Consider the following 25,936-nt stretch of genomic DNA (forward strand, 5'->3'; position numbering starts at 1 on the left):
GCGGCTGCTACCGCTGGTCCTGTTCCTGATCCTCGGGTGGCTCGAAGGCGTAGCCCACGCCATGCACGGTGCGGATCATCTGCGAGCCCAGCTTGTGGCGCAGGGCCTTGACGTGGGAGTCCACCGTCCTGGTGCCCGAGGCATCCACCCAGTCCCAGACCTCCTCCAACAGCTTCTCGCGGGTGAGCACGGACTTGGGCCGGCGGGCCAGCGTGGCCAGCAGGTCGAATTCGGTGGGTGTCAGGTGAATCTGCTCCCCGCGCAGGGTCACGATGCGCTGGGCCGGGTCGATGACCAGGGATCCGAAGTCCAGCACCTTCTCGTTCTCGGAGTTCTTGGCGATGACCTTGGCCCGCTCCACCCGGCGCAGGAGGGCCTTGCAGCGGGCGATCAGCTCGCGCATGGAGAAGGGCTTGGTCATGTAGTCGTCGGCTCCGGCGCCCAGACCGGTCACCTTGTCGGCCTCGTCGTCCCTGGCGGTCAGAATCAGCACCGGCACCGGCCGCTCGGCCACGATCCGCTTGGTGGCCTCCAGCCCGTCCATGACGGGCAGCATGATGTCCATGATGACCAGGTCGGGCTTGATCTGGGAAGCGGCCTGCACGGCGCTGGCACCGTCCGATGCCACCCGGGCCGTCCACCCTTCGGCGGTGATGCGCTGGGCTATGGCAGTGGCCAGGGTGGGTTCGTCCTCAACCACCAGGATGGTGCTGGGTGTAGTGTAGCGGCTTGTGTTTCTGATCATGCCTACCTCTGTTTTCGATCACTGATCCGCAAAACGATGCTCGTCATGCGGGGTGGAGCCTTGTCGGCATTCGTTCCACCACCGTCGTTTCTTCCAGAATAGTCTTCAGAGCCTCCAGGGGAAGTGTGCTCGCGGAGAATCGCGTCGTCCCAGGGCGCCCGTCAGCAAGTCCATGCGCAATGGCATTATTATATGGTATTTTCTCGACTCGTTCTGGAGGGCATATGGGTTACAAGGTCGGTGACATGGTCGTCTATCCGCGTCATGGGGCCGCCAGGGTGGACGCCATCACCGAACGGACCGTCAAGGGCGTCACCCGCAAGTACCTGCAGCTGTCCGTGCTCTCTTCGGACGGACTGGTCATCAACGTCCCCGTCGAGAACGCGGCCAAGGTGGGCGTCAGGGACATCGTCGACGCCAAGGCGGTGGCCAAGGTCTTCGAGATCCTGCGCACCCCGGTGGTCGAGGAGAAGGAGATGAACTGGTCGCGCCGCTACAAGCTGAATGTGGAGAAGATCGCCACCGGCGAGGTCAACAAGATCGCCGAGGTGGTGCGCGACCTCTCCCAGCGCGACGTGGACGAGCACGGGCTGTCGGCAGGCGAGAAGCGGATGCTGATCAAGGCCCGCAAGATCCTGACCTCCGAGATCGCCCTGTCCGAGAAGCTGGACGAGGACGAGGCCCAGCGCCTGCTGGACGTCAATCTGGGCTATGCGGAGCCCATGCCCGGCGACGACAAGCACCATACCAAGTCCCCCAAGGAGCCGGCTTCCAAGACCCTGGCACGGGTGGCCCAGGAGTCCGCCAAGACCAAGGGCAAGGGCAAGACCAAGGCCAAGCGCTGAGACCGGAGCCGGTCATGGGCCATCCAAGCATTGGACTGGGCTTTGACGCCCATCGCTTTGATCCAACCGGCGGGCGTCCCCTCTGGCTGGCCTGTCTGTCCTGGAATGACGGAACCCCCGGACTGCTGGGCGATTCTGACGGCGATGCAGCCGCCCATGCCCTGATCGATGCCATCCTGTCAGCCGCCGATCTGGGCGATATCGGCACCCTGTTCGGCCTGGGAGCGCAGGCCCCTGGAGCGGGCATGCATGGGTCGGCCATGCTGGAGAAGACCATGGACTGTCTGCATGAGCACGGTCGCAGGCTGCTCAACGCCTCCCTGGTCATCGTCGGCCAGCGCCCCAGAATTTCCTCGCGTCGTCACCTGGCCCAGCAGGCCATGAGCCAGGCTGTCGGGGCACCGGTTCGGCTGACTGCCACCACCACTGACGGCATGGGCTTTGCCGGTCACAACGAGGGCATCGCCGTCATGGCCGCCGCCCTGGTGGACTGACCGGCATCAGGCGCGCAGGGCCGCCCATCCCTTGGCCAGAGCCCAGAAGAGGGTGGACAGGGTCACGATGACGAAGCTGGGAGGGGCCGGCACCATGGCCGAGATCACCAGGCCTCCCCAGATTGAAGCCAGGCAGATCAATCCTGATAGAAGCATGGCCCGCAGGGGGGAGGCCACCAGGATGTTGGCCGTGGCCGCCGGGGTGACGACCAGAGCGAAGATGAGCAGGGTCCCCACTGCCGGCACGGCGATGGTGATGACGCCGGCCATGATGGCCATGAAGGTCAGGTTCATCAGCCCGATGGGCACGCCGCGAGCCTGGGCCACCTGCTCATCCAGGGAGCTGAAGAGCAGGGGCCGGTAGATCAGGGCCAGCAGGATCAGCAGGATCGCATCGAAGATGATGAAGCCGACGACCTGGCCCCGGGTGATGGTCAGGATGGATCCGAAGAGGATGGCCTGCATCTGCTGGGAGGCCGAGCTGGACATCCTGGCGAAGAAGAGTCCCAGGCCGGTGGCGAAGGCCAGGACCGTGCCCGTGGCGATCTCCCTCTGGGAGGCCCGTTTGCCCAGGGCTCCGATGACCAGCGCCCCGCCCAGGGCGAACAGGCCCATGCCGGCAGAGACCGGCAGTCCCAGCAGGACGGCCCCTGTGGCACCGGGCAGGCCGATGTGGGCCAGGGCGTGGGCGGCGAAGGTGGAGTGTCTGGCGATGGTGAAGTAGCCCATGGCTCCGGCGGCCACGGCGATGCACAATCCGGCCACCATGGCATTGCGCATGAAGGGGGCGGCGAGAATCTCCGTCCAATGGGGGTCGAAGACTGGCGTGGTCATGAGTTCCTTTCCCGGTCCGTCCCGTGCAGGCGGGCCACCTGGCTGGGTTGGTAGCGATTGTGGACGGGCCCGATTGGCTCGTCCATGTCGGGGGCCACGAACATGTCCCCCTGGGGAGTGGTGACCACCTCCACCTTGGTGCCGTAGAGGTGGGTGAGCAGGTCCGAGTCCAGCACGTCGTCCATGCGGGCGTAATGAGGGTGCCCGTCCAGCAGGTAGACCGCCCCGGTCAGCACAGGCAGCAGCATGTTCAGGTCGTGGGCCACCACCTGGATGGACATGCCCAGACGGCTGTTGAGCTGCGCCAGCAGGTGGACGGTGGCGCGCTGCCCGGCCAGGTCCAGATTGGCCAGGGGCTCGTCGAGCATGAGCAGATCAGGATCGCAGACCAGGGCCTGGGCGATGGCCACCCGCTGCCGCAGGCCGCCGGAGAGCTGGGACAGGCGCAGGTGGGCCCTGTCCTGAACGCCGACGAAGCGCATGGCCTCTCTGGCGCGCTCGCGGTCCTGCCGGGTGACGGGGTGAATGCCGAACCGGGTGCCGGTCAGCCCCAGCAGGACGGATTGTTCGGCCGTAAGGTTGGAGTCGATGTCCGAGGTGTAGCTCTGGGGTACGTAACCGATGCGGTCGTTGGCCTGGCCGGCCGGCTGCCCAAGGACCCGCAGGCTGCCGGCGTCCAGGGGGAGCAGACCCAGCTCGGCCTGCATCATGCTGGTCTTGCCCGTGCCGTTGGTGCCCACGATGGCCGTCACGGTCCCCGAGGGAATGGTGAAGGTCCCCTCCGACCAGATCAGCCGCCCGGAACGGCGGATGGCGGCATGGTCGAAGACGATGCAGGCCTGCGTGGATGTTCTATACGTGTCCGTATCCATGGCTTCCTTTCCTGCACGGGCTCAAAATGGTGAACCTGCTCTTATTGAGCATGATTCTCATTATCGCTGGGGAGGGGACAGCACGCAACTTCAGCAGTCGAGTCCTCCCAGACCGGCCAATGGACGCTGGTCCCGTCCGGGGAGGAATCTGCGCTAATCTGGCCCAGACGACTTCGACAAGGGTTTGCGCCCGCTTGGATGATGGAGATGTATTGACTGCAGTGAAACTGGACGGCAAGGCGGCGGCTGCGGAACTCAAGGAGGACCTGCGCGCTCGCGTGGCGAGGCTGACGGCCATGGGACGCACTCCTGGCCTGGGGACCATCCTGGTGGGGGATGACCCCGGCTCGGTCAAATACGTAGAGGGCAAGCACCGGGACTGCAGCCAGGTGGGCATCCGGTCGATCAGGATTGATCTGCCCGCCGATGCCGGCAAGGAGCGGATTCTTGCTGCGGTGGATCAGCTCAACCAGGATCCTGAATGCACCGGCTACATCGTCCAGCTGCCCCTGCCCAAGGGCGTGGATCCCACCGAGATCATCGATCGCATCGATCCGGCCAAGGACGCCGACGGCATGCATCCTTACAACCTGGGCCAGCTGGTCCTGCATACCGACGGCCGGGTGCGGACCCCCCTGCCCTGCACCCCGCGGGGGATCCTGCACCTGCTGGACCATTACGGGATTGACCTGGCCGGCAAGGAGGTCTGCGTGCTGGGCCGAGGATTGACCGTGGGCCGCACCATCGGGCTGCTCTTGACCAACCGCGGCGTGGATGCCACCGTGACCCTCTGCCATACCCGCACCAGGGATGTCGATGCCCATATGCGCAGGGCTGACGTGATCATCGCAGCCGTGGGCCGGGCAGGGCTGGTTGGCCCGGACCAGGTTGGCCAGGGTGCCGTCCTGGTGGATGTAGGCGTCTCCCGGATCTGGGACCAGCAGGAGGGGCGCTGGCGGATCAAGGGCGACATCGTTCCGGCCGCCAGGCTGTCTGCAGCCGCCTATACGCCCAATCCAGGCGGGGTGGGGCCCATGACCCGGGCCATGCTCCTGGTCAATGTGGTCGAATCCGCTGAGCGGGCCGCCGGAATCCCTGCCTGCGACACGCCCGAGGTCTCCCGGCGACAATGACCGTGGTGTCTCCTATCATGGAGAATGTTCGCGCCTGCCGGCGGGAACACATAACTCAATACGGAAAAAATATCCACCAACTATACAAGAAACAATTTAATTAATGGCAGAGAACAAGAAGGAAGTCCCCCAGGTCGCGGTCAATGACATCGGGTCCGAGGAAGACTTCATCAAGGCAGTCGATTCCACCATCAAGAACTTCGACGATGGGGATCTGGTCGAGGGGACGGTCGTTAAGATCGACCATGACGAGGTTTTGCTGGACATCGGCTACAAGACCGAGGGCGTGATTCCCTCCCGCGAGCTTTCCATCAAGAAGGATGTCGATCCCGACGATGTGGTCCAGGTCGGTGACACCATCGAGGCTCTGGTCGTCACCAAGGAGGACAAGGAAGGCCGCCTGATCCTGTCCAAGAAGCGTGCCCAGTACGAGCGCGCCTGGGGCGACATCGAGAAGATCAAGGAGGCTGACGGCGTCGTTGAGGGCACCGTCATCGAGGCCGTCAAGGGCGGGCTCATCGTCGACATCGGCCTGCGTGGCTTCCTGCCCGCATCCCTGGTCGAGATGCGCCGCGTGCGCGACCTGTCTCCCTACATCGGGCAGAAGATCAAGGCCAAGATCCTGGAGCTGGACAAGAACCGCAACAACGTGGTCCTCTCCCGTCGCCAGTACCTGGAGGAGACCCAGTCCGAGGTGCGCGAGACCTTCATGGCCCAGCTCAAGAAGGGCCAGATCCGCGAGGGCACGGTCAGCTCCATCGTCAACTTCGGCGCCTTCGTCGATCTGGGCGGTGTGGACGGCCTGATCCACGTCTCCGAGCTCTCCTGGAAGCACATCGATCACCCCAGCGAGGTCGTCAAGGTGGGCGACAAGGTCACCGTCGAGGTGCTGGATGTCGATATGGACCGCGAGCGCATCTCGCTGTCCCTCAAGGCCACCCAGGAAGATCCCTGGCAGCGCTTCGCCCGGACCCACGTGCCCGGACAGATCGTCAAGGGCAAGGTCACCAAGATCGTGCAGTTCGGCGTCTTCGTCTCCGTCGAGGACGGCATCGAGGGCCTGGTCCACATCTCCGAGCTGGCCAACCGCCACGTGGAGAACCCCGAGACCGTGGTCAAGCAGGGCGAGGAGATCTTCGTCAAGGTCATCGACGTCGACCTGGATCGCCGCCGCATCTCCCTGTCCCTCAAGCAGGCCGACGACTCCGTCGACCCGACCTCCGAGGACTTCGATCCGGCCATCTACGGCATGCCCGCCGAGTACGACGAGGAGGGCAACTACAAGTACCCCGAGGGCTTCGATCCCGAGAGCAACGAGTGGATCGCCGGCTACGAGAAGCAGCGGGAGGAGTGGGAGTCCCAGTATGCGGCCGCCCACGACCTCTGGGAGCAGCACAAGGCCTTCGTGGCCAAGGAGCTGGAGAACGCCGAGGCTTCGGCCGCCGAGGACAGCCGGTCCTCCCAGGCGCCCGCCTCCGGTTCGCGCTCCCGCCGTCAGAGCTCCGAGGAGACCACCAACTACAGCTCGGAGTCCAGCTCCGAGGGCACCTTGGCCTCCGACGACCAGCTGGCCGCCCTGCGTGAGCAGCTGCTCAAGGAAAAGAAGTGAGCATTTAGCGGTGAATGGAGGGGTCCGGCCTCGGTCGGGCCCCTCCATTTGTATCTGCTGCCATAAGGGTTATACGGGAGGTCGGGATGATACGTGTGGGGTTGACTGGCGGGATAGCGGCCGGCAAGAGCACGGTGGCGGCTCGGCTGGCTCAGGACGGGGCCAAGGTCATTGACTACGACCGGCTCTCCCATGAGGTCATCGCCCCAGGCGGACCCGGCGTAGGGCCGGTCCTGGAGCGGTTCGGTTCAGACTGCGGGGACGGTCGTGGTGGAGTGGACAGGTCAGCCCTGGCGGCGCGGGTCTTCGGCGGCCCGGCGGCCGACCGGGACCGCGAGGACCTGGATGACATTATCCATCCGCTGGTCTATGAGCTGGCCGCCAAGGCCGAGCAGCCCTGGCTGGAGGGTTCCGAGGTGGTGGTCCATGAGGTGCCCCTGCTGACCGAGGTGGGATCAGCCATTCCTTTTCAGTTCGACAGGGTCCTGCTGGTGGAGGCCCCAAGCCAGGTGAGGATTGCGCGTATGGTGAATCAGCGGCATATGACGCCAAGCCAGGCTGTTGAGCGCATCGGTTCCCAGGCCAGCAGCAGTTCGCGACGCGCCCAGGCCGATCTGCTGGTGGACGGATCCCAGCCTATCGAACAAATGTTCGAGTCTGTTGATAGGATATATGAAGAGCTGAAATCCTTGGCCCAGGGGTCCTCGCACAGCGACTGAGGGGCCTTGGCGAATGACGCATCCTGGAAGGGAGTTTCATGGGGTTCAACATTGAGCGGACCGACAAGCCCTTCGTGGTCAAGTCTCCCTACAAGCCCTCCGGCGACCAGCCAGAGGCCATCGAGGAGCTGGCCACGCGGATCGAGAACGGCGAGAACGACGTGGTGCTCATGGGCGCCACCGGCACCGGCAAGACCGCGACCACGGCCTGGCTGATCGAGCGCCTGCAGCGGCCCACTCTGATTCTGGAGCCCAACAAGACCCTGGCCGCCCAGCTCTGCGCCGAGTTCCGCGAGCTCATGCCCGACAACGCGGTCTCCTACTTCGTCTCCTACTACGACTACTACCAGCCCGAGGCCTACATCCCTCAAACGGATACCTATATCGAGAAGGACTCGAACATCAACGACGACGTGGAGCGGCTCCGGCACGCCGCCACGGCCAACCTGCTGACCAGGCGCGACTGTGTGGTGGTGGCCACCGTCTCCTGCATCTACGGCTTGGGCACGCCCGAGGAGTACGCCGGACGCATGCTCTTCCTGCACGAGGGTGACCGGATCAACCGGGACGACCTGCTGCGCAAGTTCGTGGACATGCAGTACAAGCGCAACGACATCGCCTTCACCCGAGGCACCTTCCGCGTGCGCGGCGACACGGTCGAGATCATCCCCGTCTATGAGGAGCTGGCCGTCCGCATCGAATTCTTCGGCGACGAGATCGACCGCATCTCCACACTGCACCCGCTGACCGGGGACGAGATCGCCCATGAGACCTCCGTGCACATCTTCCCCGCCTCCCACTATGTGGCCGGTCCCGAGCGGATGGAGCGCGCCCTGAAGACCATCAAGGAGGAGCTGGACTGGCGTGTGGGCCAGCTGCGCAAGCAGGGCAAGGAGCTGGAGGCCCAGAGGCTGACCATGCGCACCACCTACGACCTGGAGATGCTCACCCAGATCGGCACCTGCTCCGGAGTGGAGAACTATTCCCGCCACTTCGACGGGCGCGAACCCGGTTCCCCGCCCCATACCCTGCTGGACTTCTTCCCCGACGACTTCCTGTTGGTCATCGACGAGTCCCATGTGACGGTTCCCCAGATCGGAGCCATGTACGAGGGGGATGCCAGCCGCAAGCGGACCCTGGTCGAGCACGGCTTCCGTCTGCCCTCGGCCATGGACAACCGTCCCCTGAAGTGGCCCGAGTTTCTGGACAAGGTGGGCCAGACCGTCTACCTGTCGGCTACGCCTGGCGACTACGAGATGGGCCTGTCCGACGGTGTGGTGGAGCAGGTCATCCGACCCACAGGCCTTCTGGATCCCGAGGTGGAGGTCAGGCCTGTCAAGGGCCAGGTGGACGACCTCCTGGACGAGATCAAGGCCCGGGTGGAACGTCACGAGCGGGTTCTGGTGACCACGCTGACCAAGAAGATGGCCGAGGATCTGACCGACTACCTGCTCGAGCGCGACATCAAGGTGGAGTACCTGCACTCGGACGTGGACACCCTGCGGAGGGTGGAGCTCCTGCGGGAGCTGCGCGAGGGCAAGATCGACGTCATTGTGGGCATCAACCTCCTGCGTGAGGGGCTGGATCTGCCCGAGGTCTCCCTGGTGGCCATCCTGGATGCGGACAAGGAGGGCTTCCTGCGCTCCTACCGTTCCCTGATCCAGACCATCGGCCGTGCGGCCAGGAACGTGTCCGGCAAGGTCATCATGTACGCGGACGAGGTCACCGACTCCATGGACAAGGCCATCAGCGAGACCAACCGTCGCCGGGCCAAGCAGATCGCCTACAACAAGGAGCACGGCGTGGATCCCAAGCCGCTGATCAAGAAGATCAGCGACGTCAACGACATGCTGGCCAAGGAGGATGTGGACACCCAGACCCTGCTGGCGGGCGGCTACCGCAACGCCAACAAGGCCGGCAATTCCCACCTGGGCGTGCCCCTCTACGACAAGGAGGAGGCCGACAAGCGGCATCAGGAGATACTTCAGGCCGGTCTGCCGGCGCAGGACCTTGCCGACCTGATCCGTCAGCTGAGCGACCAGATGCACACGGCTGCGCAACAGTTGCAGTTCGAGCTTGCGGCTCGTCTGCGCGACGAAATCAAGGATCTGAAGAAGGAGCTGCGGCAGATGACCGAGGCCAAAAAGTAAGTAGGCCAAAAAGCAAGTTCGGCCTGTGATGTGGAGGCAAGAGCATCACAGGCCCGACCTGCAGACCGCTGCCTGTGAGGATGTCCTACGGGCTGACGGGGAAGACGAGCACGTCATATCTTGCCGCTAGAGTCTGGTGATATGTCCGAGACACCTCTGCCGTTCATGGTTGTGAGCCTGGTTGTGCTGGCCGTCTTCTTCGTGGTCGATCTTCTGGTGATCGGACGCCGGCCGCACGTGCCTTCGACCGGCGAGTGCGTCAGGCACATCGGCTTCTTCGTGGTCATGGCTCTGATTTTTGGTGCTTTGATCTGGAAGGTGGCCGGATCCAAGCCGGCCATCGAGTTCTATTCGGGCTGGCTGACCGAGTACTCGCTCAGCATCGACAACCTCTTCGTCTTCGTCATCATCATGAGCAATTTCGCCGTGCCCCTGCAGCTTCAGCGCTATGTGCTCAGCGTCGGCATCACCATCGCCTTGCTGCTGCGCGGCGTCTTCATCCTGGCCGGGACGGCGCTGATCACCCGTTTCACCTGGGTCTTCTTCATCTTCGGCTTCTTCCTGCTCTATACCGCCTGGAACATGGTCTCCAGCCGGGGCAAGCAGGAGGAGTACCACGAGAACGGGCTGATCAGGGCCCTGCGACGGGTCATCCCCATCACCAGCCATTACGACGGTGAGCGTCTGCGGACCACCTTCGAGGGCAAGCGCTACTTCACGCCCATGCTGGTGGTCTTCCTGGCCATCGGCACCACCGATGTCATGTTCGCCTTTGACTCCATTCCGGCCATCTTCGGACTGACCAAGGATCCCTTCATCGTCTTCACCTCCAATGTCTTCGCCCTGCTGGGCCTTCAGCAGCTCTACTTTCTGCTGGGATCCCTGCTGGACAAGCTGGAGTATCTGCCCCTGGGGCTGGCTGTGGTCCTGGCCTTCATCGGCGTCAAGCTGATCCTGGAGGCTCTGCACGGCAACACGTTGCCCTTCATCAACGGCGGACGGCCCCTGACAGCCGTGCCGGATATACCGACCTGGGCATCCCTGCTGGTCATCGTCCTGGCCGTAGGCATCGCCGCTCTGGCTTCGGTGCTCAAGAGCCGTCGTCAGTCCCTTGCAACCGCCTCGCAGGGGAAAAACCAATAAACAATCCTTTGAATCACAAGGGTTGTTAGCGCTAACGGGAAATAGTGGTTTCCATCAGGCCGAGTCTGTACAATAGAACGGTAAACAGGAAAAAGAACAGGCAGGTAGCATATGCGCAAAGCCAAGATCGTCGACACCATCGGGCCGGCTTCGGAGTCGCTGGAGAACATTACCAAGCTGGTCAATGCCGGCATGGATGTGGCCAGGCTCAACCGGTCGCACGGCACCCCTGAAGATCACCTCAAGGTTTACAACAACGTCCGTCAGGCCAGCAAGGAGACTGGACGAAATGTGGCGGCCCTGGTCGATCTGCAAGGTCCCAAGATTCGCTGTGGCTGGTTCAAGAAGAACGAGCAGGGCGAAGACAAGGTCGTCCTCAAGGAGGGCCAGGAGTTCATCATCACCACCGACGATGTCGAGGGTGACGAGCACATGACCTCCACCACCTTCAAGGGTCTGCCCGGGGACTGCCACCCCGGCGATCCCATCCTGATCGACGACGGCAAGGTCCGCCTGGAGGTCACCAAGGTCGAGGGCAGCCAGGTCCACACCAAGGTGGTCGTGGCCGGTCCTGTCTCCTCCCACAAGGGCATCAACCTGCCTGGTGTGGCCGTGAGCCTGCCGGCGCTGACCCCAAAGGACGAGGAGGATCTGCGCTGGGGCATCCGCACCGGCGCCGACATCATCGCCATGTCCTTCGTCCGCTTCGCCACCGACATCGACCGCGCCCACGAGATCATGGACGAGGAGGGTCGCCGCATCCCCATCGTGGCCAAGATCGAGAAGCCCCAGGCTGTTGAGAACCTGGAGGAGATCGTCAAGGCCTTCGACGGCATCATGGTGGCCCGCGGCGATATGGCTGTGGAGATGCCTTTCGAGCAGGTCCCACTGGTGACCAAGCGCTGCATCGAGCTGGCCCGTCAGTACGCCAAGCCGGTCATCGTCGCCACCGAGGTCCTGGGCTCCATGGTGCATTCGCCCATCCCCAGCCGCGCTGAGGCCTCCGACTGCGCCAACGCCGTTCTTGACGGCGCCGATGCCACCATGACCTCCAATGAGACCGCCGTGGGCGAATACCCCGACACCACGGTCTCCACCATGGCCCGGATCTCCGACTACGCCACCACGCACGGCTTCGACCGTATCCCGGCCATGCACAACCTGGATATGTCCAACTCTGGCGCCGTCTCCTCCGCCGCCGTGGATCTGGCCGACAAGATCAACGCCAAGGCCATCGTGGCCTTCACCCAGACGGGCAACACCGTGCACCGGATCTCCCGCGAGCGTCCGGCTGCCCCCATCTATGCACTGACCACCAATGAGCACACCTATCATTGGCTGGCCTTGAGCTGGGGCACCGAGGCGTTCCTCTGCGGGCAGGACTACCACGACTTCAATCGCGCAGACCTGATGAACTTCGTGGACTCCACCTTGAAGAAGCAGGGCAAGGTCTCCGACGGCGACTGCCTGGTGGTGCTCAGCTGCGCCCAGGGCGAGCATGAGCCGGGCAACACCGACTGCATCTACGTCCACACCGTGGGCTCCAACGAGTGATTCTCGGATTTGCCGCCTGACTGTCGATTGAGTCAGTCAGGCGGATCCTGAGATTCCCAAGATGCTGATGAAGCAGTGAACCGGTGGTCTTTCCCCGTTGGTAAATGCAGGGGGAGAGGCCACCGGTTCACTGTCTGAAGGTGCCAGTCTCAACCAGATATGTCAACCTGTGAAAACATGCAGTTGCTCCAGATCTGTGCGTCAGTGCAGGTCGGAAAGTCCGATTTTGGCCCGCAGGATGGCGATGGTGGTTTTGGCGTCCAGTACGGTCCCTGCAATCACCATGTCGTAGGCCTCATCCACGGTGAAGAGCCGCACGTTCTGGTGCGGGGTCTCTGGTGCCAGGCTGGCCGGCTGGACCGGGGTCAGGCCCTCCGCGTAGAAGAGCGTGGTGTGCTGGGTGGAGAAGCTGGGAGTGTTGATGAACCTCGCGAACTGGTTAAAGGAGGCAGCCTTGTACCCGGCCTCCTCGCGCAACCGCCTGGTGGCCACATCGATGGGGGCTTCCTTGTCGTTGAGCGGATGCCCGGCCGGCAGCTCAAGGGTCCAGCGGTGGGTGGGCAGACGGTACTGCTCGACCAGCGGTATCCTTCCGTCGTCGGTGATGGCCAGGACGGCGATGGTGTCTCCATGCTTCTCGCTGACGATGCTGCGATCGAAGGTCTGATTGTCGCTGGATTCAAAGGTGACCCTGTCGACGCTGAAGTAGTGGCTGTCCATAATCTGCTTGCGGGCCTTCTCCTGGACGGGGGAGGTGCGCCAAGGATCGAACCGTCGATAGATCTGAGTGGTCATCATGCTCTCCTTCGACTGCTGATGTGCCTGTATACATAACTGTCTTCATTCTAAGGCAGATTCAACACGAATAACCTTGCGTCGTCGCCAAAGTATGGTAGATTCTCTGTGGTAACGAAAAGCCCCCGTATCCCAATTGGTAGAGGAAACGGCCTCAAAATCCGTGCAGTGTGAGTTCGAGTCTCACCGGGGGCACGATAAAGCGAACCCCATCCGTCCCTCATCGGTTTTAGGTGAAGATCGGCTGGACTTTCAGGAAATGAGGTTGAAAGTGGCTTCAGAGAGTAAGAACCGCAGCGATTCCCCCGAAGGGCGGACCGTGGTTGTGGCGGAGGACGAGGCTTTGATCAGGCTCGATACCGTCGAAGCTCTCGAGGATGCCGGCTATGACGTGGTCGGCCAGGCGGCCAGCGGCCAGGAGGCCATTGATCTGACTCGCGAGCTGAGGCCCGACGTGGTGGTCATGGATGTGAAGATGCCCGGCACTGACGGCATTACCGCCGCCACTGAGATCGGCAAGGAGAACCTGGCCCCGGTGGTTATGCTGACGGCGTTCTCCCAGCAAAGCCTGGTTGAGAAGGCGGCTGATGCAGGAGCCATGGCCTACGTGGTCAAGCCTTTCGCTCCTGAAAAGCTGCTGCCGGCCCTTGAGGTGGCTATCTCGCGCTTTGACCAGATCAACGCCCTGAAGGACGAGGTCACCGACATGAAGGCCCGTTTCGAGGCCCGCAAGCGGGTGGACAGGGCCAAGGGTCTGCTCATGGAGAGCATGGGCATGACCGAGTCCGAGGCCTTCCGCTGGATCCAGAAGACCTCCATGGACCGCAGGCTGACCATGCAGGAGGTGGCCGACGTGGTCATCAACAACGTGGCCAACCAGAACGACCGTTAGCCCTCCCATGGAAGACCAGACGAAGAAGCAGGACAAGGACGGCCGCACCCTGCTGGTCGTCGACGGACATTCGCTGGCCTTCCGGGCCTTCTATGCCCTTCCCGTCGAGAGTTTCACCACCTCGACCGGGCAGCCCACCAACGCGGTGTGGGGATTTGCCACCATGCTGGCGGATGTCATGGCCAAGGAGAAGCCCACCCATATGGGCGTGGCCTTTGACGTCAAGGGCGGCACCTTCCGCAATGCCATGCTGCCCCAGTACAAGGGCACCCGTGAAGCCGCCCCCAAGGAGTTGCTCAGCCAGCTGCCCCTGATCCAGGACCTGCTCAAGGGCCTGGGCATCACCTATATCGAAAAGCCCGGCTACGAGGGCGACGACATCATCGGCACGCTGGCCACCATGGGGGAGCAGGCCGGGTTCAAGACCCTGGTCCTGTCAGGGGACCGGGATGCCTTCCAGCTGGTGGATGACGACGTCACTGTGCTCTACCCCGGCCACCACTTCAAGAACCTCAAGCACATGACCCCCCAGGCCATCATGGACCGCTACAAGGTGACCCCGCAGCAGTATCCGGACCTGGCCGCCATGCGCGGCGAGGGGGCCGACAACATCCCCGGAGTGCCGGGCGTGGGCGACGGCTATGCCGCCAAGTGGATCAACAAGTATGGATCGCTGGATTCCATTCTGGAGCACGCCGACGAGATCGGCGGCAAGAAGGGCCAGGCCCTGGCGGAGAACGCCGACCAGGTGCGGCTCAACCGGAAGGTCAATGCCCTGGTGCGGGATCTGGACCTGGGCGTGAAGGTGGAGGATCTGCGTTTCGGCACCATCCATACGGATCAGGTGCTGCCCATCTTCGAGCAGCTGCAGTTCGGCCCGCAGACCCGCAAGAAGATCCTGCGCGGATTCAACACGGTCGCCGATTACGACTATTCGCCGGCATCCGCCCTGGTCGATGTCAGCAACAAGCAGGAGGAGTTCATCCAGCCCGAGCGCGATAAGGCGGAGTCCGCCGACCAGCTGCGGGACTGGTGCCAGAAGCATCTGCCGGACAAGGCTCTTTGCCGGCGCTCGGCCGACCATGTCAAGGCCATGGCCGATTCCCTGGACAAAATCAAGGACATCGGCGACTCCGACCAGAATGCCATGCGCTGCAGCGAGGCCATGAAGGAGCACTGGGTTCTCCACGCCATCGGCTGGGCCAAGCATGGCGACTATGGCCTGGAGGAGCTGGCCATCCTCTCCATGGACGGACACGGCCTGGTCCTCATGGCAGAAGATATTGACCAAGACATGCGTGAGGCCATCCAGGAGCTGATCGACCAGCGGATCGGCACCTGCGTGGTTCATGGCTACAAGGAGCACCTGCACCTCCTGGAGAGCCAGGGGCTGCACATGCCCCTGCCCCTGTTCGACACCAAGCTGGCAGGCTATCTGGCTGAGCCTGATTTTCATGCCGACAACCTGGAACAGGCCGTCGCCCATTTCCTGGCCATCCCCGTAGAGGAGGAGCCCGAGGCTACCCAGGGGGCCTTGGCCCTGGACGGGCGAGAGGATGAGGACGAACGCAGGCGGGGGACCCGGATTCTGCGTCAGGCCCAGTACGTCATGATGGTCTCCGAGCGGCTGCAGGAGCTGATGGACGAGCGCCGCCAGTACGGCCTGCTGCGCACCATAGAGCTGCCCACCTCCGCAGTCCTGGCGCAGATGGAGACCGAGGGCGCCAAGGTGGATGATGCCCGCCTGAAGGAGATGCACGACCGGTTCGCCGCCGAGGCCCGCCAGGCCCAGGAAATCGCCTGGGATAGGGCCGGCAGCCGTGTCAACCTGCAGAGCCCCAAGCAGCTGAGCAAGGTGCTCTTCGACGACATGGGCCTGGTGCCCACCCACAGGACCAAGACAGGCTCCTACTCGACCAACGTCTCAGTCCTGCAGGACCTGTACATCAAGTCGGTCAACAACGAGCGGGCCAACGACTTCCTGGGCGCCCTGCTCAAGCACAGGGAGACCAATAAGCTCAAGCAGATCGTGCAGACCCTGCGCGAGGCGGTCAACCCGCGGGATGGGCGGCTGCACACCACCTACGAGCAGACTGTGGCGGCCACCGGACGGCTGAGCTCGGTCGACCCCAACCTGCAGAACATCCCCAACCGGGATGCCCGAGGCCGCGAGATCCGCTCGGCCTTCGTGCCTGGCAGCGGCTACGAGGCGCTGCTCTCCTCGGACTACTCCCAGGTGGAGCTGCGGATCATGGCCCATCTTTCCGGGGACCAGGCCCTGATCGACGCCTTCAAGTCGGGCGCCGACTTCCACCGCTACGTGGCCAGCCTGGTCTATGACATCCCCATGGAGGAAGTCACCGGGGACCAGCGTTCCCACGTGAAGGCCATGAGCTACGGCCTGGCCTATGGACTGAGCACCTACGGCCTGGCCCAGCAGCTCAAGATCAGCCCGGCTGCGGCCGATGTGCTGCGCGCCAAGTACTTCGCCACCTTCGGCAAGGTCCATGAGTACCTGGAGTCCCTGGTGGCCGACGCCCGGGAGAAGGGCTACACCGAGACCATGTTCGGGCGGCGGCGCTACTTCCCTGGGTTGCGATCCAAGCGCCGTCCCACCCGCGAGGCCGCCGAGAGGGCCGCCCTGAACGCGCCCATCCAGGGATCGGCTGCCGACATTATGAAGATCGCCATGATCAAGGCCAGCCGTGCCTTGTCCGACCAGGGTCTGAAGAGCCGCATCTCCCTGCAGATCCACGATGAACTGCTGGTGGAGATCGCTCCCGGAGAGACCGACAAGGCCACCAAGCTGGTCAAGGATTCCATGGAACATGCCGTTGAATTGGCTGTGCCCCTGGACGTTTCCACCGGCATCGGCCAGGACTGGGAGCTGGCTGCTCACTGACCTGACACGGGGGTGGCCTGGGCTCAGCAGGATCCGAGGAGGGATCGTCATGCCTGATGAACAGGATGAGGCCCAGAGGCCTTCGGTGCCCCTGGGCCAGGTGGTGGATCTGCTGGAGGGGCTATACCCTCTGGACTACGCGGAGGACTGGGATCATCCAGGTCTGGTGGCGGGGGATCCGTCCTGGCCGGTCAGAAGGATCTGGTGCGCTGTGGACCCTCGGCCCGATGTGGTTCAGGAGGCCCTGGATCACAATGCCGACCTGCTGATCACCCACCATCCGCTCTTCTTCAGGTCGGTGCACCAGGTTTCCGGCCTGGGCTTCCGCGGGGATATGATAACCAGGCTGATCGAGGGCCATTGCGGGCTCTGGGTGGGGCATACCAACGCCGATGCCGCCTACCGCGGCGTGGCCCAGGCGGCTGCCGATGCCCTGGGCCTGCAGGAGGCGCGACCGCTGGCCCCTCAGCCGGTTTCTAAGCGCGACCTGCACGCCGATCAGGGGATCCAGGTAGGCCTGGGTCGTTGGGGTCGGCTTCCGGAGCCCATGCCATTTGATGATTTGGTTCATACGGTGGCGGATCTCCTGCCCAGGACGGCTCTGGGTGTTCAGGCGGTCGGTCCGTCCGATGCCATGGTCTCTACGGTCGCCCTGCTGCCCGGCTCGGGGGACTCCGAATTCGACCTGGTTCGATCCACGGGGGCCGATGTCTACATCACCAGCGATCTGCGCCATCACCCTGCCACGGATGCCTACCAGCAGGCCCTCTATGAGGCCAGGATGGCCGGTCGGCCCAATCAGCCCAGACCCATGCTGATCAACACCCCGCACTCGGCAATTGAGAGCCTCTGGTTCCGCTACGCCAAGGGAGACATCGCCTGGGCTATGGAGACGGCCACCGGTGTTCGCCCGCAGGTGGAGGTTTCGTCCATCGTCACCGATCCCTGGACCATGGTGGTGCGTTGACGGCTGAGGATTGATGGTTGAGGAGGAGCGATTTCATGAGCGATGAAGCGCAGGATCTGCAGGCACGATTGGCCGCCAAGCTGGACGGCCGCGATGGCCAGGGGCCCAAGGGCATCGATATGACCCGCGCTCCCGAGCTGATGGATGACAGGGAGGTCTTCCGCGGCCCGATATTCGTTATCGACCAGCAGCGGGTGGCCATGTTCAGGCGTGACGGTTCCAAGGAAACCATCGACCGGCAGCTCATCCGTCACGACCCCTGCGTGGTCATGCTGGTGCACGACTGCGCTGCCGATGCCTATCTGCTGACCCGCGAATACCGGGTGGGCGCCCAGGCTTACGTCTTCGGCCTGCCAGCCGGTTTCATCGACCCGGGGGAGAGCCCTGTCAAGGCTGTCCTGCGCGAGCTGCGTGAGGAGACCGGTCTGGTGCCCGGGCCTGAGGATGCATCGGCCTCAGAAAGCCACCTGGATCCGGAGGACGGTTGGATCGATGCTGCTCCCGATGTCTACTCCTCTCTGGGGATGAGCGACGAGCTCGGCCACATCATGGTCCTTCATCTGCGTCGCTGGCATCAGGGATCCACCGACTTCGACCCGGGCGAGCATATCCAGTCGGCCTGGGTCTCCTGGCAGGAGCTTTGTGCAGCGGGAGTCGCCGATGCCAAGGCAGTGGTGGCCATTCAGCATGAGGCCATCCGTCGCCTGCAGAAGGATTAAGGTCTCAGGCATCAACGCCTGTGATTGGGCCAGTAAAACATACCGGTGGTATGATAGGTTCTTGTCAGAAAAGATGGTTAGGTCAGAATGATCAGGCATTGTTGCGCTGACAGGAAGAGGAGCACTGCATGGGCACGCCGAAGGATCCCGAAGGACATCGCAATCAGATCCTCGATGTAGCCCAGCGGCTCTTCCTGGAAAAGGGCTACGACGGAACCAGCATCCAGGACATCGTCGACGGCCTGGGCGGCATGACCAAGGGGGCGGTCTACTACCATTTCCCCTCCAAGACGGCTATTTTCCACGCGGTTACCGAGCGTATGGCCTCGTCCTCCTCCCAGGGAGACTGGCTGGGGGACTGGCCTGGCGAAAACGGGCTGGACAAGCTGCGCAATGAGCTGATCGCCTCCCTGTCGGCATACTCGCGTCTCGATGTCACCTTTTCCGCCAGAACCCTGTTGAAGAGCCCCCGCATGGTAGGCCAGATGTACTTGAAATCCATGGACAGGATTGTGGATGTGATCACTCCTTATGTCCGTGAAGGTGTGGAAGACGGCTCCATCGCCCCCTGCAATCCTGAGGATCTGGCCCAGGTGCTCTACATCCTGCTCAACATGTGGATAGGGATTCGATTCTCGACCATGACCCGGGACCAGGTGGTCTCCAAGTTCTCCCTGTTGGCGGATATGCTCAAGGGAATAGGGGCGCCTGTCGTCGATGATCGGGTTATTCGTGCGGCCGTGCATTTGCACGCACATCTGAAGAGCAATCCTTTGACTGCCACCAGCGGGGAGTCCACGCAAGAGGAATCTGACAAGAATCAGGATCAAGGGGTCTCTTAGAGCCGATAGATATCTTAAGGCCAAGAGGGCTCTGTCTACTAGCAAGATTCGGGCACTCAACGAGTAATGGTTTTTGTTTCCACCAAACATACCAACGGTATTTTTGAAAGGAGTTTTATGCAGGTACTGAAGGCGGACGGAATTGTCCAAGTGTTTGAAGGCAGGGAGGTGCTGTCTGGACTGGATTTGACCCTGGGGCAGGGCGAGATTCTGGGCTTGCTAGGTGCCAACGGGGCTGGCAAGTCCACGCTGTTGAAGATCCTGACCGGAATGCAGAGGCCTGTCGGCGGCAGAGTCTGTTTTCTGGGGAGGCCTCTGAGCGAAGACTACCCGGGCAATCTGGCCAGGATGGGAGTGTTCATCAACGAGCCGGTCTTTTATGAGTCCCTCAGCGCGAGGGAGAATCTTGAGATTGACCTGACCTACCTGGCATTGGCAGACCGGGAGCATAGGGAGGCCGAGCCTACCGGGATCAGCCAACTTTTGGACAAGGTCGGTTTGGCCGCCGATTCAGCCACGCCTGTCGGCAGGTATTCCATGGGCATGAGGCAGAGGTTGGCCCTGGCCAGGTGCATGGGCCATCATCCTGACCTTTACCTATTGGACGAGCCGCTCAACGGACTGGACCCTGTGGCCATCGGACAGCTGCGAAACAGTCTGCGCAACCTGGCAGCCCAGGGGAGTGCAATCCTCTTTTCCAGCCACAGCCTCTCCGAAGTGTTGCGCACGGCCGACCACGTGATGGTCGTGGCGGACGGCAGAGTCAGCCTGCGGGCCAGTGTGCCGGAACTGATCAATCAGGGCCAGGAGGCCGCCGAGCGAACCCTGGTCAAGGCTATGGAGGGTTGATATGAAGACGCTGTTGAAATTGGAACTGAAAAAGACAAGGCTTTGGCCCTGCATCTTCGGAGGGCTGGCAGTAGTGGCCGCAGCCTTGGCCATCGGAGGCATGTTCCTGGCCATTGGCCACACTAGCGGACGGTCAGATCCTCGGTTGTCAAGCCTGACCTTCGTGCTGCAAATGGCCATGGTCATCCTTCTGGTGGGCTTTTCCCTGGTGGCTGCTGCCCTCTGCAACCTGGTCTTCATTGAGCCCTATACGGGGAGGAACCTGGCGCTCACCCTCTCATTGCCCATATCGCGAAGCCGAATCCTGCTGGCCAAGTTGATCTTCGTCGGCCTCTTCACTGCGCTCTCCTACTTGGCTGGGTCGGCCATCACCCTGACTGTCATCTTGCTGATCGACCGTCTTGTGGGTTCGCTTGGAACGGGCTCGCCAAGCTGTCTGCTTGAACAGGTTCTCCTCATGCTGGTTACCAGCCTTGCCGGACTGGTGGGGTTGGTTGGCATCGCCCTCTCTATAGGCTTCTGGAAGCGCTCGCTGCCCATCATGTTCGCGGTCCTGCTCCTGCTGGACGCTGTAGTGGGCAACTTGCTCTCCCAATCCCCGCTACTGTCTGCTCTGCTGCTTCTGATCATCTTTCTGGCCTCCCTGCCGGCATGGTGTCTGCTTCATCGGACCCTCATGAAGATCGAACTGCCCTGATCGACGGCTGACCATGCAGGAGCTTCTGAAGAACAAGCCTTTTGTGACCATGGTTCTGGCCAGTCTGTTGAATACGGTCGGAGGCGAGCTCTTCAACATCGTCTTCATTGTCTATGCCCAGACCATGCCCTTTGCCGGACTGGCTGTCTCCATAGCCTCAATGGCCTGGATGGCTCCAGCCCTGACGGCCATCCTGACCGGTTACCTGGCCGACAGGACCGTGCACAAAACACGGATGCAAGTGGTGATCAAGCTGATTCAAGTGTGTATCTATCTGGTTATTGCCATAATGATCGGCAGGTCCAAGAGCCTGCCCGTCTTTGTGCTGCTGGTTGCCATGGACATGGCATCCTCCATGCTGGAGGGATATGCAGGCAGTCTGTGGATGCCGGTCCTCAAACATCTGGTCCTGCCTAGCCAGCTCCATCAGGCGACCTCAATCACCTCCGCTGCATCCAATGTCGCGGCTGTCATCAGTGCAGGCGGAGGTGCGGTGTTGATCGCTATCCTGGGCAACAGATTCGCTGTATTTGCGCTGATCAACGCCCTCACCTTCCTTCTGGCGGGGATTCTCGTGGCTGTTGGCTATCAGAAATTCACCAGGGCGGAGGTCTCAGTCAATGGCTCACCTGTGGGCAAGCATGTGGGACTAGCATCCAGCCTTCATGTGACCTTGGGGGAGTTCCGCCACTCCGCCTTTCTGGTTCTGATGGTGGGTTTCGGATGCATGGTCAACCTTCTGGGGACGGCCCTGCAGCCCCTGCTCAATCTGGGGCTGATTTCCATGCCCGAGGTCTGGTGGGGAAGCTACGGCACAACCATAGCCGTAATCAACGGCATCTCCTCGCTGGGACTTATCCTTGGCGCACTCCTTGCCGCAGATCTGCTCAGGCGGCTGCCCATGGCCCATTTGCTGACCGGAGTCATGGCCGCAGCCGCCATGGTAGGGGTCAATCTGGTCTGGCTGCGTATTCCTGCCCTACTGTTCTTTCCTCTCCTGGCCATGAATTATCTTCTGGGCAAGATCAACCCTAGGTTCATGACCATGCTCATCAGCACGGTGGCCGAGGACCACTTGGCCGCAACTATGGGAGTGGTCCAGACTGTCATGATGATCGGAGCGCCTCTGGGGCAGATGGTCTTTCTGACGCTGGGTAATCTGGTCGGCATCCCCATCACCATGTCCATGTATGCAGGCCTGACGGGCCTTCTTGCTCTGACGATTTTTTCTGTGGGATTGCTGGGCATGAATGCCAAGGATCCGACTCCCGACATGGGACGAAGGCAAAAGTCGGGCTAGCCGGATTTGAACCGGCGACATCCTGCACCCAAAGCAGGCGCGCTACCAAGCTGCGCTATAGCCCGGCACCCATAGGCATCACCGTATGGGCACAATGTATCAATATAGCACAGGGTCGGGTCCCGGCCGGTCCTGTGGGAGTGAGCAGGGAGCAAGAACAGCTCTGCGCCTGCGGTTACCATGGTGACCATGACAGTGGAAGAGACATGGGCGGCGCCGCAGGCCGATGGCCCCTTGGAAGCAACGGTGACCATACCGGGAAGCAAGTCCCTCTCGAACAGGTATCTGATTCTGGCGGCCCTGGGAAGCCGCCCCGTCAGGCTGACTGGTCTGCTCAGGTCGCGCGATACGGACCTGATGATCGGGGCCCTGGCGGCCCTTGGCGTGGACTGTCGGGTTGACCCGAACAAGGCTACGAATGTGACTGTCATTCCACCGGCAGGCGGGCGATTCCGCGGTGGCGCTCGCGTGGACTGCGGACTGGCCGGAACCGTCATGCGCTTTGTGCCGGGCCTGGCCATGCTGGCTGATGGCCCCACACGATTCGACGGAGACGAGCAGGCCTATCGCCGTCCCATGAGGCCTCTGCTGGAGGGACTGACCCAGCTGGGAGCCAGGATCGAGTACCTGGGCCAGGAGGGCTTCCTGCCCTTTGTGCTCACACCGCCGGATCGCCTGGTGGGCAGGGAGGTGACCATAGACTCCTCGGCTTCCTCGCAGTTCATTTCCGGCCTCCTGCTGCTGGCTGCCAGGGCTGATGGCCCGACGACCATCGTCCACTCTGGTCAGCATCTGCCCAGTCTTCCGCACATCGCGATGACCGTTGAGGACCTGCGTCAGGCCGGAGTCCGGGTCCAGGCCAATCCCGACCGCTGCAGGTGGAGCGTTGAGGGCAGAGGGACTGCAGGGACAGGGCTGCCTGATCAGGTCCAGGTGGAGCCCGACCTGTCGAATGCGGCCCCCTTCCTGGGAGCGGCCCTGATCGGAGGCGGGCAGGTCAGCGTGCCCAATTGGCCAGACCATACCACCCAGCCAGGCGGCTTGCTGCCCGGGTATCTGGAGACCATAGGTGCGCAGGTAGACATGGTTCCCGACGGGCAGGGCAGTCCCACCTGCAGGGTCACCGGCGGGGAAGCCATTCATGGGCTCGGCGACTTCGACCTTTCCCCGGCGGGGGAGATCGTGCCTTCGATTGCAGCAATCCTGGTCTTTGCCGACGGGCCCAGCCGCCTGCACGGCATCGGCCACCTGCGCGGTCATGAGACCAATCGGCTGAAGGCATTGGCCACCGAAATCACCAGAATAGGCGGTCAGGCCCGCGAACTGGATGATGGCCTGGCCATCGAGCCCGTGCCTGTTCATCGTCTGCACGGGGCCGTCATGGAGACTTATGCCGACCATCGCATGGCCACTTTTGCCGCCATGATCGGGCTCAGGATACCTGGCATCAGGGTGCGCAACATCGGCACCACGGCCAAGACCATGCCCGACTTCCCGGGGATGTGGAAGCGGATGCTGGCAGGCGAGGACCAAGGCTGAGCCGCGGCGAATCGAGCGAAAGGAGCCGTGTTATGAGCATCGAGGCTGAAGGGCAGAACTGGCAGGAGGATCTGGACCTGGCCATCGCCATGGCTGACCAGGCGGATCAGGTCACCATGGGCTACTTTAAGTCGCCGGATCTTCACGTGGAACGCAAGTCGGACAATACCCCGGTCACCCAGGCTGACAGGGAGGCGGAGGCGGTGATTCGTCGCGTGCTGGCCCAGGCTAGGCCGGACGATACCATCTATGCCGAGGAGCTGGGAAAGCAGGAGTCCAACGGCAGGCGGTGGATCATCGATCCGATTGACGGGACCAAGAACTATGTGCGCGGGGTCCCCGTCTGGGCGACCCTGATCGGCTTGGAGGCAGACCATCAGATGGTGGTCGGCGCGGTATCGGCCCCCATGCTGGGCACCCGTTGGTATGCTGCGCGGGGTCAGGGAGCCTACATGGCTCGCCAGGGCGAAGCCCCCAAGGCCATCCACGTATCAAGAGTGGACCGGATGGAGGATGCTTCCATGTCCTTGTCATCGCTGACAGGGTGGAAGGCCATAGGCCGCCGGGAGCGGCTTCTCGACCTGACTGACCGGATCTGGCGTCTGCGTGGATTCGGCGACTTCTGGCAGTACATGCTCCTGGCCCAGGGTGCCATCGATCTGGCGGCCGAGCCGGAGCTGGACCTCTACGACATGGGTGCCCTGGTCCCCATCGTGACCGAGGCAGGCGGCAGCTTTACCGACCTGGCAGGCAACCCGGGTCCATGGGGTGGCAATGGTCTAGCCAGCAACGGTCTTCTGCACAAGGAGGCATTGGCGGCTTTGGGGGACTGACCTAAACGACATATAGAAAAAGGTCGGTGGCCACATGCATTGCTGTGGTCGCCGGCCTCTTTCTGCTCTTAGGACCAGGTTCCTAGAACCAAACCTTGAACTCAATCATCCCTCATTCAATCATCAATCAGATTGAGGGGACAGGTCCGGTTAACGGTCAGGCCTGGAACTTGTTGCCGTAGGCATCGCCCTGGCTGGCGACGACCTCGGCCTGGCGGGCGATGGAGAGCTCCTCGTTGGTGGGGATGACGCAGACGGCGACCGTGCTGTCAGGAGCGGAGATGATCCGGGCCTCCTTGGACCGCTGGTCGTTCTTCTCCTGGTCCAGCTTCACTCCGAAGGGCGCCAGCTGCTCGATGACCCGACGGCGCACTATTTCATCGTTCTCGCCCACGCCGGCCGTGAAGGTAATGGCATCCAGGCCGCCCATCTGGGCCGTGTAGTTGCCGATGTAGCCGACAATGCGGTGAACGTAGATGTCCAGGGCCAGCTTGGCATCCTCGTCGCCCTCGGCGATCAGCTTGTGGACCTCGCGCATGTCGCCGTGGCCGGTCAGGCCGGTCATGCCGGAGCGCTTGTTGAAGAGGGTGTCCAGCTCGTCAACGCTCATGTGGGCGTTGCGGATCAGGTGGAAGACAACGGCAGGGTCGATGTCGCCGGTGCGCCCGCCCATGACCAGGCCCTCCAGAGGGGTCAGGCCCATGGAGGTCTCGACGGGATGCCCGGAGACCTGCGCCGAAGCGGAAGCCCCGTTGCCGATGTGCAGGACGATCTGCCGCAGACCCTCTGCAGGCTTGCCCAGCAGGCCGGGAACCAGCTGGCCAACATACTGGTGGCTGGTGCCGTGTGCGCCGTAGCGACGGATGTGGTACTGCTTGGCGATGTCCTTGTTGAGGGCGTAGGTGGATGCCTTCTTGGGCAGTTCGAAGAAGAAGGAGGAGTCGAAGACGAAGACCTGGGGGGTCTGCGGCATCAGCCGGCTCATGACCTCGGCGCCCTCAGCCTCGGGTCCGTTATGCAGGGGGGCCAGCACGGCCAGATCCTTGACCTGGCTCAGGGTCTTCTTGGTCAGGAGAGCGGGCTTGGGGAAGATGGCTCCACCCTGGACGACTCGGTGGCCGACGGCGATGATGCCGGCCTTGTCCAGATCAGGTCCATACTCCTTGAAGAAGCCCAGGACACGCTTGAGCCCGACCTCATGGTCGTGGATGGGCTCCTCAAGCTCGTGCTTTTCGCCGTTGACCTCGTGCTTGTAGTGGCCGTCGGTGGGCTCGCCGATCTTCTCGACCAGACCCGAGGCCAGGCTCTGGCTGGTCTCCAGATCGACCAGCTGGTACTTGATCGAGCTTGAACCCGAATTGATGACTAGGACGGTTTTCGCCATTGGGGCATCCTCCTGATGTGCTTGTATAGAGCCTGCGCTCCTCAATCAGTCTTCAAGATTACTCGTCGGCCCTTACAAGGCGCGGTATATAGCCAGGCCGACATGGTTTTGGGGCTGCT

Annotated in this window: 23 protein-coding genes and 2 tRNA genes; 19 read left to right on the forward strand and 6 right to left on the reverse strand. The window is 62.6% G+C overall.

What is annotated here, in order from left to right:
• Positions 1-7: 7 nt before the first annotated feature.
• The gene (locus QRX41_RS07105) at positions 8-745 is read right to left on the reverse strand and encodes a response regulator transcription factor (RefSeq protein WP_045924564.1); all 738 of its coding nucleotides are present in this window, start codon (positions 743-745) and stop codon (positions 8-10) included.
• Positions 746-969: 224 nt separating this feature from the next.
• Between QRX41_RS07105 and QRX41_RS07110 the strand changes: the two genes are divergently transcribed.
• A complete protein-coding gene (locus QRX41_RS07110) occupies positions 970-1,590 on the forward strand; it encodes a CarD family transcriptional regulator (protein ID WP_313839620.1) in 621 nt (206 codons plus the stop codon).
• Positions 1,591-1,604: 14 nt separating this feature from the next.
• Positions 1,605-2,084: a 2-C-methyl-D-erythritol 2,4-cyclodiphosphate synthase gene (locus QRX41_RS07115; protein WP_313839621.1), complete on the forward strand. Its 480-nt coding sequence runs from the start codon at positions 1,605-1,607 to the stop codon at positions 2,082-2,084.
• Positions 2,085-2,090: 6 nt separating this feature from the next.
• On the opposite strand, the gene QRX41_RS07120 is transcribed toward QRX41_RS07115, so the two are convergent.
• Together QRX41_RS07120 and QRX41_RS07125 are read right to left on the reverse strand one after the other, a co-directional pair.
• Complete coding sequence (locus QRX41_RS07120; protein ID WP_045924561.1) at positions 2,091-2,918, reverse strand: metal ABC transporter permease; 828 nt, start codon at positions 2,916-2,918, stop codon at positions 2,091-2,093.
• Positions 2,915-3,790, reverse strand: coding sequence for an ABC transporter ATP-binding protein (locus tag QRX41_RS07125; RefSeq protein WP_313839623.1), 876 nt, complete (start codon positions 3,788-3,790; stop codon positions 2,915-2,917). Before QRX41_RS07125 ends, QRX41_RS07120 begins: the two co-directional genes overlap by 4 nt.
• A 212-nt stretch (positions 3,791-4,002) precedes the next feature.
• Here QRX41_RS07125 and QRX41_RS07130 point away from each other — a divergent pair, with 212 nt between their 5' ends.
• The 6 genes from QRX41_RS07130 to pyk all read left to right on the forward strand — a co-directional run bounded on the left by QRX41_RS07130 (position 4,003) and on the right by pyk (position 12,098).
• Positions 4,003-4,923 (forward strand): bifunctional methylenetetrahydrofolate dehydrogenase/methenyltetrahydrofolate cyclohydrolase, encoded by a 921-nt coding sequence (locus QRX41_RS07130; RefSeq protein ID WP_313839625.1) that lies wholly within the window; start codon positions 4,003-4,005, stop codon positions 4,921-4,923.
• Between the two features lie 103 nt (positions 4,924-5,026).
• A complete protein-coding gene (rpsA, locus tag QRX41_RS07135; protein WP_198177695.1) occupies positions 5,027-6,532 on the forward strand; it encodes a 30S ribosomal protein S1 in 1,506 nt (501 codons plus the stop codon).
• Positions 6,533-6,618: 86 nt separating this feature from the next.
• The gene (coaE, locus tag QRX41_RS07140; protein ID WP_313839627.1) at positions 6,619-7,251 is read left to right on the forward strand and encodes a dephospho-CoA kinase; all 633 of its coding nucleotides are present in this window, start codon (positions 6,619-6,621) and stop codon (positions 7,249-7,251) included.
• 38 nt (positions 7,252-7,289) lie between these two features.
• Positions 7,290-9,401, forward strand: coding sequence for an excinuclease ABC subunit UvrB (gene uvrB / locus QRX41_RS07145; protein ID WP_045924557.1), 2,112 nt, complete (start codon positions 7,290-7,292; stop codon positions 9,399-9,401).
• Between the two features lie 141 nt (positions 9,402-9,542).
• On the forward strand, positions 9,543-10,544 hold the full coding sequence (locus QRX41_RS07150) for a TerC family protein (RefSeq protein ID WP_313839628.1): 1,002 nt from the start codon (positions 9,543-9,545) through the stop codon (positions 10,542-10,544).
• Between the two features lie 111 nt (positions 10,545-10,655).
• A complete protein-coding gene (pyk, locus tag QRX41_RS07155; RefSeq protein ID WP_313839629.1) occupies positions 10,656-12,098 on the forward strand; it encodes a pyruvate kinase in 1,443 nt (480 codons plus the stop codon).
• Positions 12,099-12,299: 201 nt separating this feature from the next.
• Here pyk and QRX41_RS07160 read toward each other — a convergent pair whose 3' ends face one another.
• Positions 12,300-12,893 (reverse strand): NUDIX hydrolase, encoded by a 594-nt coding sequence (locus tag QRX41_RS07160; RefSeq protein WP_313839723.1) that lies wholly within the window; start codon positions 12,891-12,893, stop codon positions 12,300-12,302.
• A gap of 121 nt (positions 12,894-13,014) precedes the next feature.
• Between QRX41_RS07160 and QRX41_RS07165 the strand changes: the two genes are divergently transcribed.
• The 9 genes from QRX41_RS07165 (at position 13,015) to QRX41_RS07205 (ending at position 22,061) form a co-directional block, all read left to right on the forward strand.
• Positions 13,015-13,088, forward strand: a tRNA-Leu gene (locus tag QRX41_RS07165).
• A 64-nt stretch (positions 13,089-13,152) separates the two neighbouring features.
• Positions 13,153-13,785 (forward strand): ANTAR domain-containing response regulator, encoded by a 633-nt coding sequence (locus QRX41_RS07170; protein ID WP_197071164.1) that lies wholly within the window; start codon positions 13,153-13,155, stop codon positions 13,783-13,785.
• A gap of 7 nt (positions 13,786-13,792) precedes the next feature.
• Positions 13,793-16,687 (forward strand): DNA polymerase I, encoded by a 2,895-nt coding sequence (gene polA / locus QRX41_RS07175; RefSeq protein WP_313839630.1) that lies wholly within the window; start codon positions 13,793-13,795, stop codon positions 16,685-16,687.
• Positions 16,688-16,736: 49 nt separating this feature from the next.
• On the forward strand, positions 16,737-17,654 hold the full coding sequence (locus QRX41_RS07180) for a Nif3-like dinuclear metal center hexameric protein (RefSeq protein ID WP_313839632.1): 918 nt from the start codon (positions 16,737-16,739) through the stop codon (positions 17,652-17,654).
• A gap of 35 nt (positions 17,655-17,689) precedes the next feature.
• Complete coding sequence (locus QRX41_RS07185) at positions 17,690-18,373, forward strand: NUDIX hydrolase (protein ID WP_313839633.1); 684 nt, start codon at positions 17,690-17,692, stop codon at positions 18,371-18,373.
• Between the two features lie 128 nt (positions 18,374-18,501).
• A complete protein-coding gene (locus QRX41_RS07190; protein WP_313839634.1) occupies positions 18,502-19,215 on the forward strand; it encodes a TetR/AcrR family transcriptional regulator in 714 nt (237 codons plus the stop codon).
• A gap of 117 nt (positions 19,216-19,332) precedes the next feature.
• Positions 19,333-20,064, forward strand: coding sequence for an ABC transporter ATP-binding protein (locus QRX41_RS07195; protein WP_313839635.1), 732 nt, complete (start codon positions 19,333-19,335; stop codon positions 20,062-20,064).
• Between the two features lies 1 nt (position 20,065).
• On the forward strand, positions 20,066-20,761 hold the full coding sequence (locus tag QRX41_RS07200; RefSeq protein WP_313839636.1) for an ABC transporter permease: 696 nt from the start codon (positions 20,066-20,068) through the stop codon (positions 20,759-20,761).
• A gap of 13 nt (positions 20,762-20,774) precedes the next feature.
• Positions 20,775-22,061, forward strand: coding sequence for an MFS transporter (locus tag QRX41_RS07205; RefSeq protein WP_313839637.1), 1,287 nt, complete (start codon positions 20,775-20,777; stop codon positions 22,059-22,061).
• On the opposite strand, the gene QRX41_RS07210 is transcribed toward QRX41_RS07205, so the two are convergent.
• Positions 22,053-22,126: transfer RNA gene (locus QRX41_RS07210), tRNA-Pro, on the reverse strand. The two genes, QRX41_RS07205 and QRX41_RS07210, sit on opposite strands and share 9 nt — an antisense overlap.
• 115 nt (positions 22,127-22,241) lie before the next feature.
• Here QRX41_RS07210 and aroA point away from each other — a divergent pair.
• Together aroA and hisN are read left to right on the forward strand one after the other, a co-directional pair.
• The gene (gene aroA / locus QRX41_RS07215) at positions 22,242-23,600 is read left to right on the forward strand and encodes a 3-phosphoshikimate 1-carboxyvinyltransferase (protein WP_313839638.1); all 1,359 of its coding nucleotides are present in this window, start codon (positions 22,242-22,244) and stop codon (positions 23,598-23,600) included.
• A gap of 32 nt (positions 23,601-23,632) precedes the next feature.
• On the forward strand, positions 23,633-24,433 hold the full coding sequence (hisN, locus tag QRX41_RS07220; RefSeq protein ID WP_313839639.1) for a histidinol-phosphatase: 801 nt from the start codon (positions 23,633-23,635) through the stop codon (positions 24,431-24,433).
• A 157-nt stretch (positions 24,434-24,590) separates the two neighbouring features.
• Here hisN and QRX41_RS07225 read toward each other — a convergent pair whose 3' ends face one another.
• Positions 24,591-25,817, reverse strand: a complete 1,227-nt coding sequence (locus QRX41_RS07225) for an acetate/propionate family kinase (RefSeq protein ID WP_045924544.1) — start codon at positions 25,815-25,817, stop codon at positions 24,591-24,593.
• Positions 25,818-25,936: the final 119 nt, after the last annotated feature.

Source organism: Bifidobacterium kimbladii (assembly GCF_032193675.1).
Lineage (GTDB): Bacteria > Actinomycetota > Actinomycetes > Actinomycetales > Bifidobacteriaceae > Bombiscardovia > Bombiscardovia kimbladii.

Excerpts from the sequence above, each read along its gene's own strand:
- QRX41_RS07105 (WP_045924564.1), bottom strand. The coding sequence starts at position 745 with ATGATCAGAAACACAAGCCGCTACACTACACCCAGCACCATCCTGGTG.
- QRX41_RS07110 (WP_313839620.1), top strand. The coding sequence starts at position 970 with ATGGGTTACAAGGTCGGTGACATGGTCGTCTATCCGCGTCATGGGGCC.
- QRX41_RS07115 (WP_313839621.1), top strand. The coding sequence starts at position 1,605 with ATGGGCCATCCAAGCATTGGACTGGGCTTTGACGCCCATCGCTTTGAT.
- QRX41_RS07120 (WP_045924561.1), bottom strand. The coding sequence starts at position 2,918 with ATGACCACGCCAGTCTTCGACCCCCATTGGACGGAGATTCTCGCCGCC.
- QRX41_RS07125 (WP_313839623.1), bottom strand. The coding sequence starts at position 3,790 with ATGGATACGGACACGTATAGAACATCCACGCAGGCCTGCATCGTCTTC.
- rpsA (WP_198177695.1), top strand. The coding sequence starts at position 5,027 with ATGGCAGAGAACAAGAAGGAAGTCCCCCAGGTCGCGGTCAATGACATC.
- coaE (WP_313839627.1), top strand. The coding sequence starts at position 6,619 with ATGATACGTGTGGGGTTGACTGGCGGGATAGCGGCCGGCAAGAGCACG.
- uvrB (WP_045924557.1), top strand. The coding sequence starts at position 7,290 with ATGGGGTTCAACATTGAGCGGACCGACAAGCCCTTCGTGGTCAAGTCT.
- QRX41_RS07150 (WP_313839628.1), top strand. The coding sequence starts at position 9,543 with ATGTCCGAGACACCTCTGCCGTTCATGGTTGTGAGCCTGGTTGTGCTG.
- pyk (WP_313839629.1), top strand. The coding sequence starts at position 10,656 with ATGCGCAAAGCCAAGATCGTCGACACCATCGGGCCGGCTTCGGAGTCG.
- QRX41_RS07160 (WP_313839723.1), bottom strand. The coding sequence starts at position 12,893 with ATGACCACTCAGATCTATCGACGGTTCGATCCTTGGCGCACCTCCCCC.
- QRX41_RS07170 (WP_197071164.1), top strand. The coding sequence starts at position 13,153 with ATGAGGTTGAAAGTGGCTTCAGAGAGTAAGAACCGCAGCGATTCCCCC.
- polA (WP_313839630.1), top strand. The coding sequence starts at position 13,793 with ATGGAAGACCAGACGAAGAAGCAGGACAAGGACGGCCGCACCCTGCTG.
- QRX41_RS07180 (WP_313839632.1), top strand. The coding sequence starts at position 16,737 with ATGCCTGATGAACAGGATGAGGCCCAGAGGCCTTCGGTGCCCCTGGGC.
- QRX41_RS07185 (WP_313839633.1), top strand. The coding sequence starts at position 17,690 with ATGAGCGATGAAGCGCAGGATCTGCAGGCACGATTGGCCGCCAAGCTG.
- QRX41_RS07190 (WP_313839634.1), top strand. The coding sequence starts at position 18,502 with ATGGGCACGCCGAAGGATCCCGAAGGACATCGCAATCAGATCCTCGAT.
- QRX41_RS07195 (WP_313839635.1), top strand. The coding sequence starts at position 19,333 with ATGCAGGTACTGAAGGCGGACGGAATTGTCCAAGTGTTTGAAGGCAGG.
- QRX41_RS07200 (WP_313839636.1), top strand. The coding sequence starts at position 20,066 with ATGAAGACGCTGTTGAAATTGGAACTGAAAAAGACAAGGCTTTGGCCC.
- QRX41_RS07205 (WP_313839637.1), top strand. The coding sequence starts at position 20,775 with ATGCAGGAGCTTCTGAAGAACAAGCCTTTTGTGACCATGGTTCTGGCC.
- aroA (WP_313839638.1), top strand. The coding sequence starts at position 22,242 with ATGGTGACCATGACAGTGGAAGAGACATGGGCGGCGCCGCAGGCCGAT.
- hisN (WP_313839639.1), top strand. The coding sequence starts at position 23,633 with ATGAGCATCGAGGCTGAAGGGCAGAACTGGCAGGAGGATCTGGACCTG.
- QRX41_RS07225 (WP_045924544.1), bottom strand. The coding sequence starts at position 25,817 with ATGGCGAAAACCGTCCTAGTCATCAATTCGGGTTCAAGCTCGATCAAG.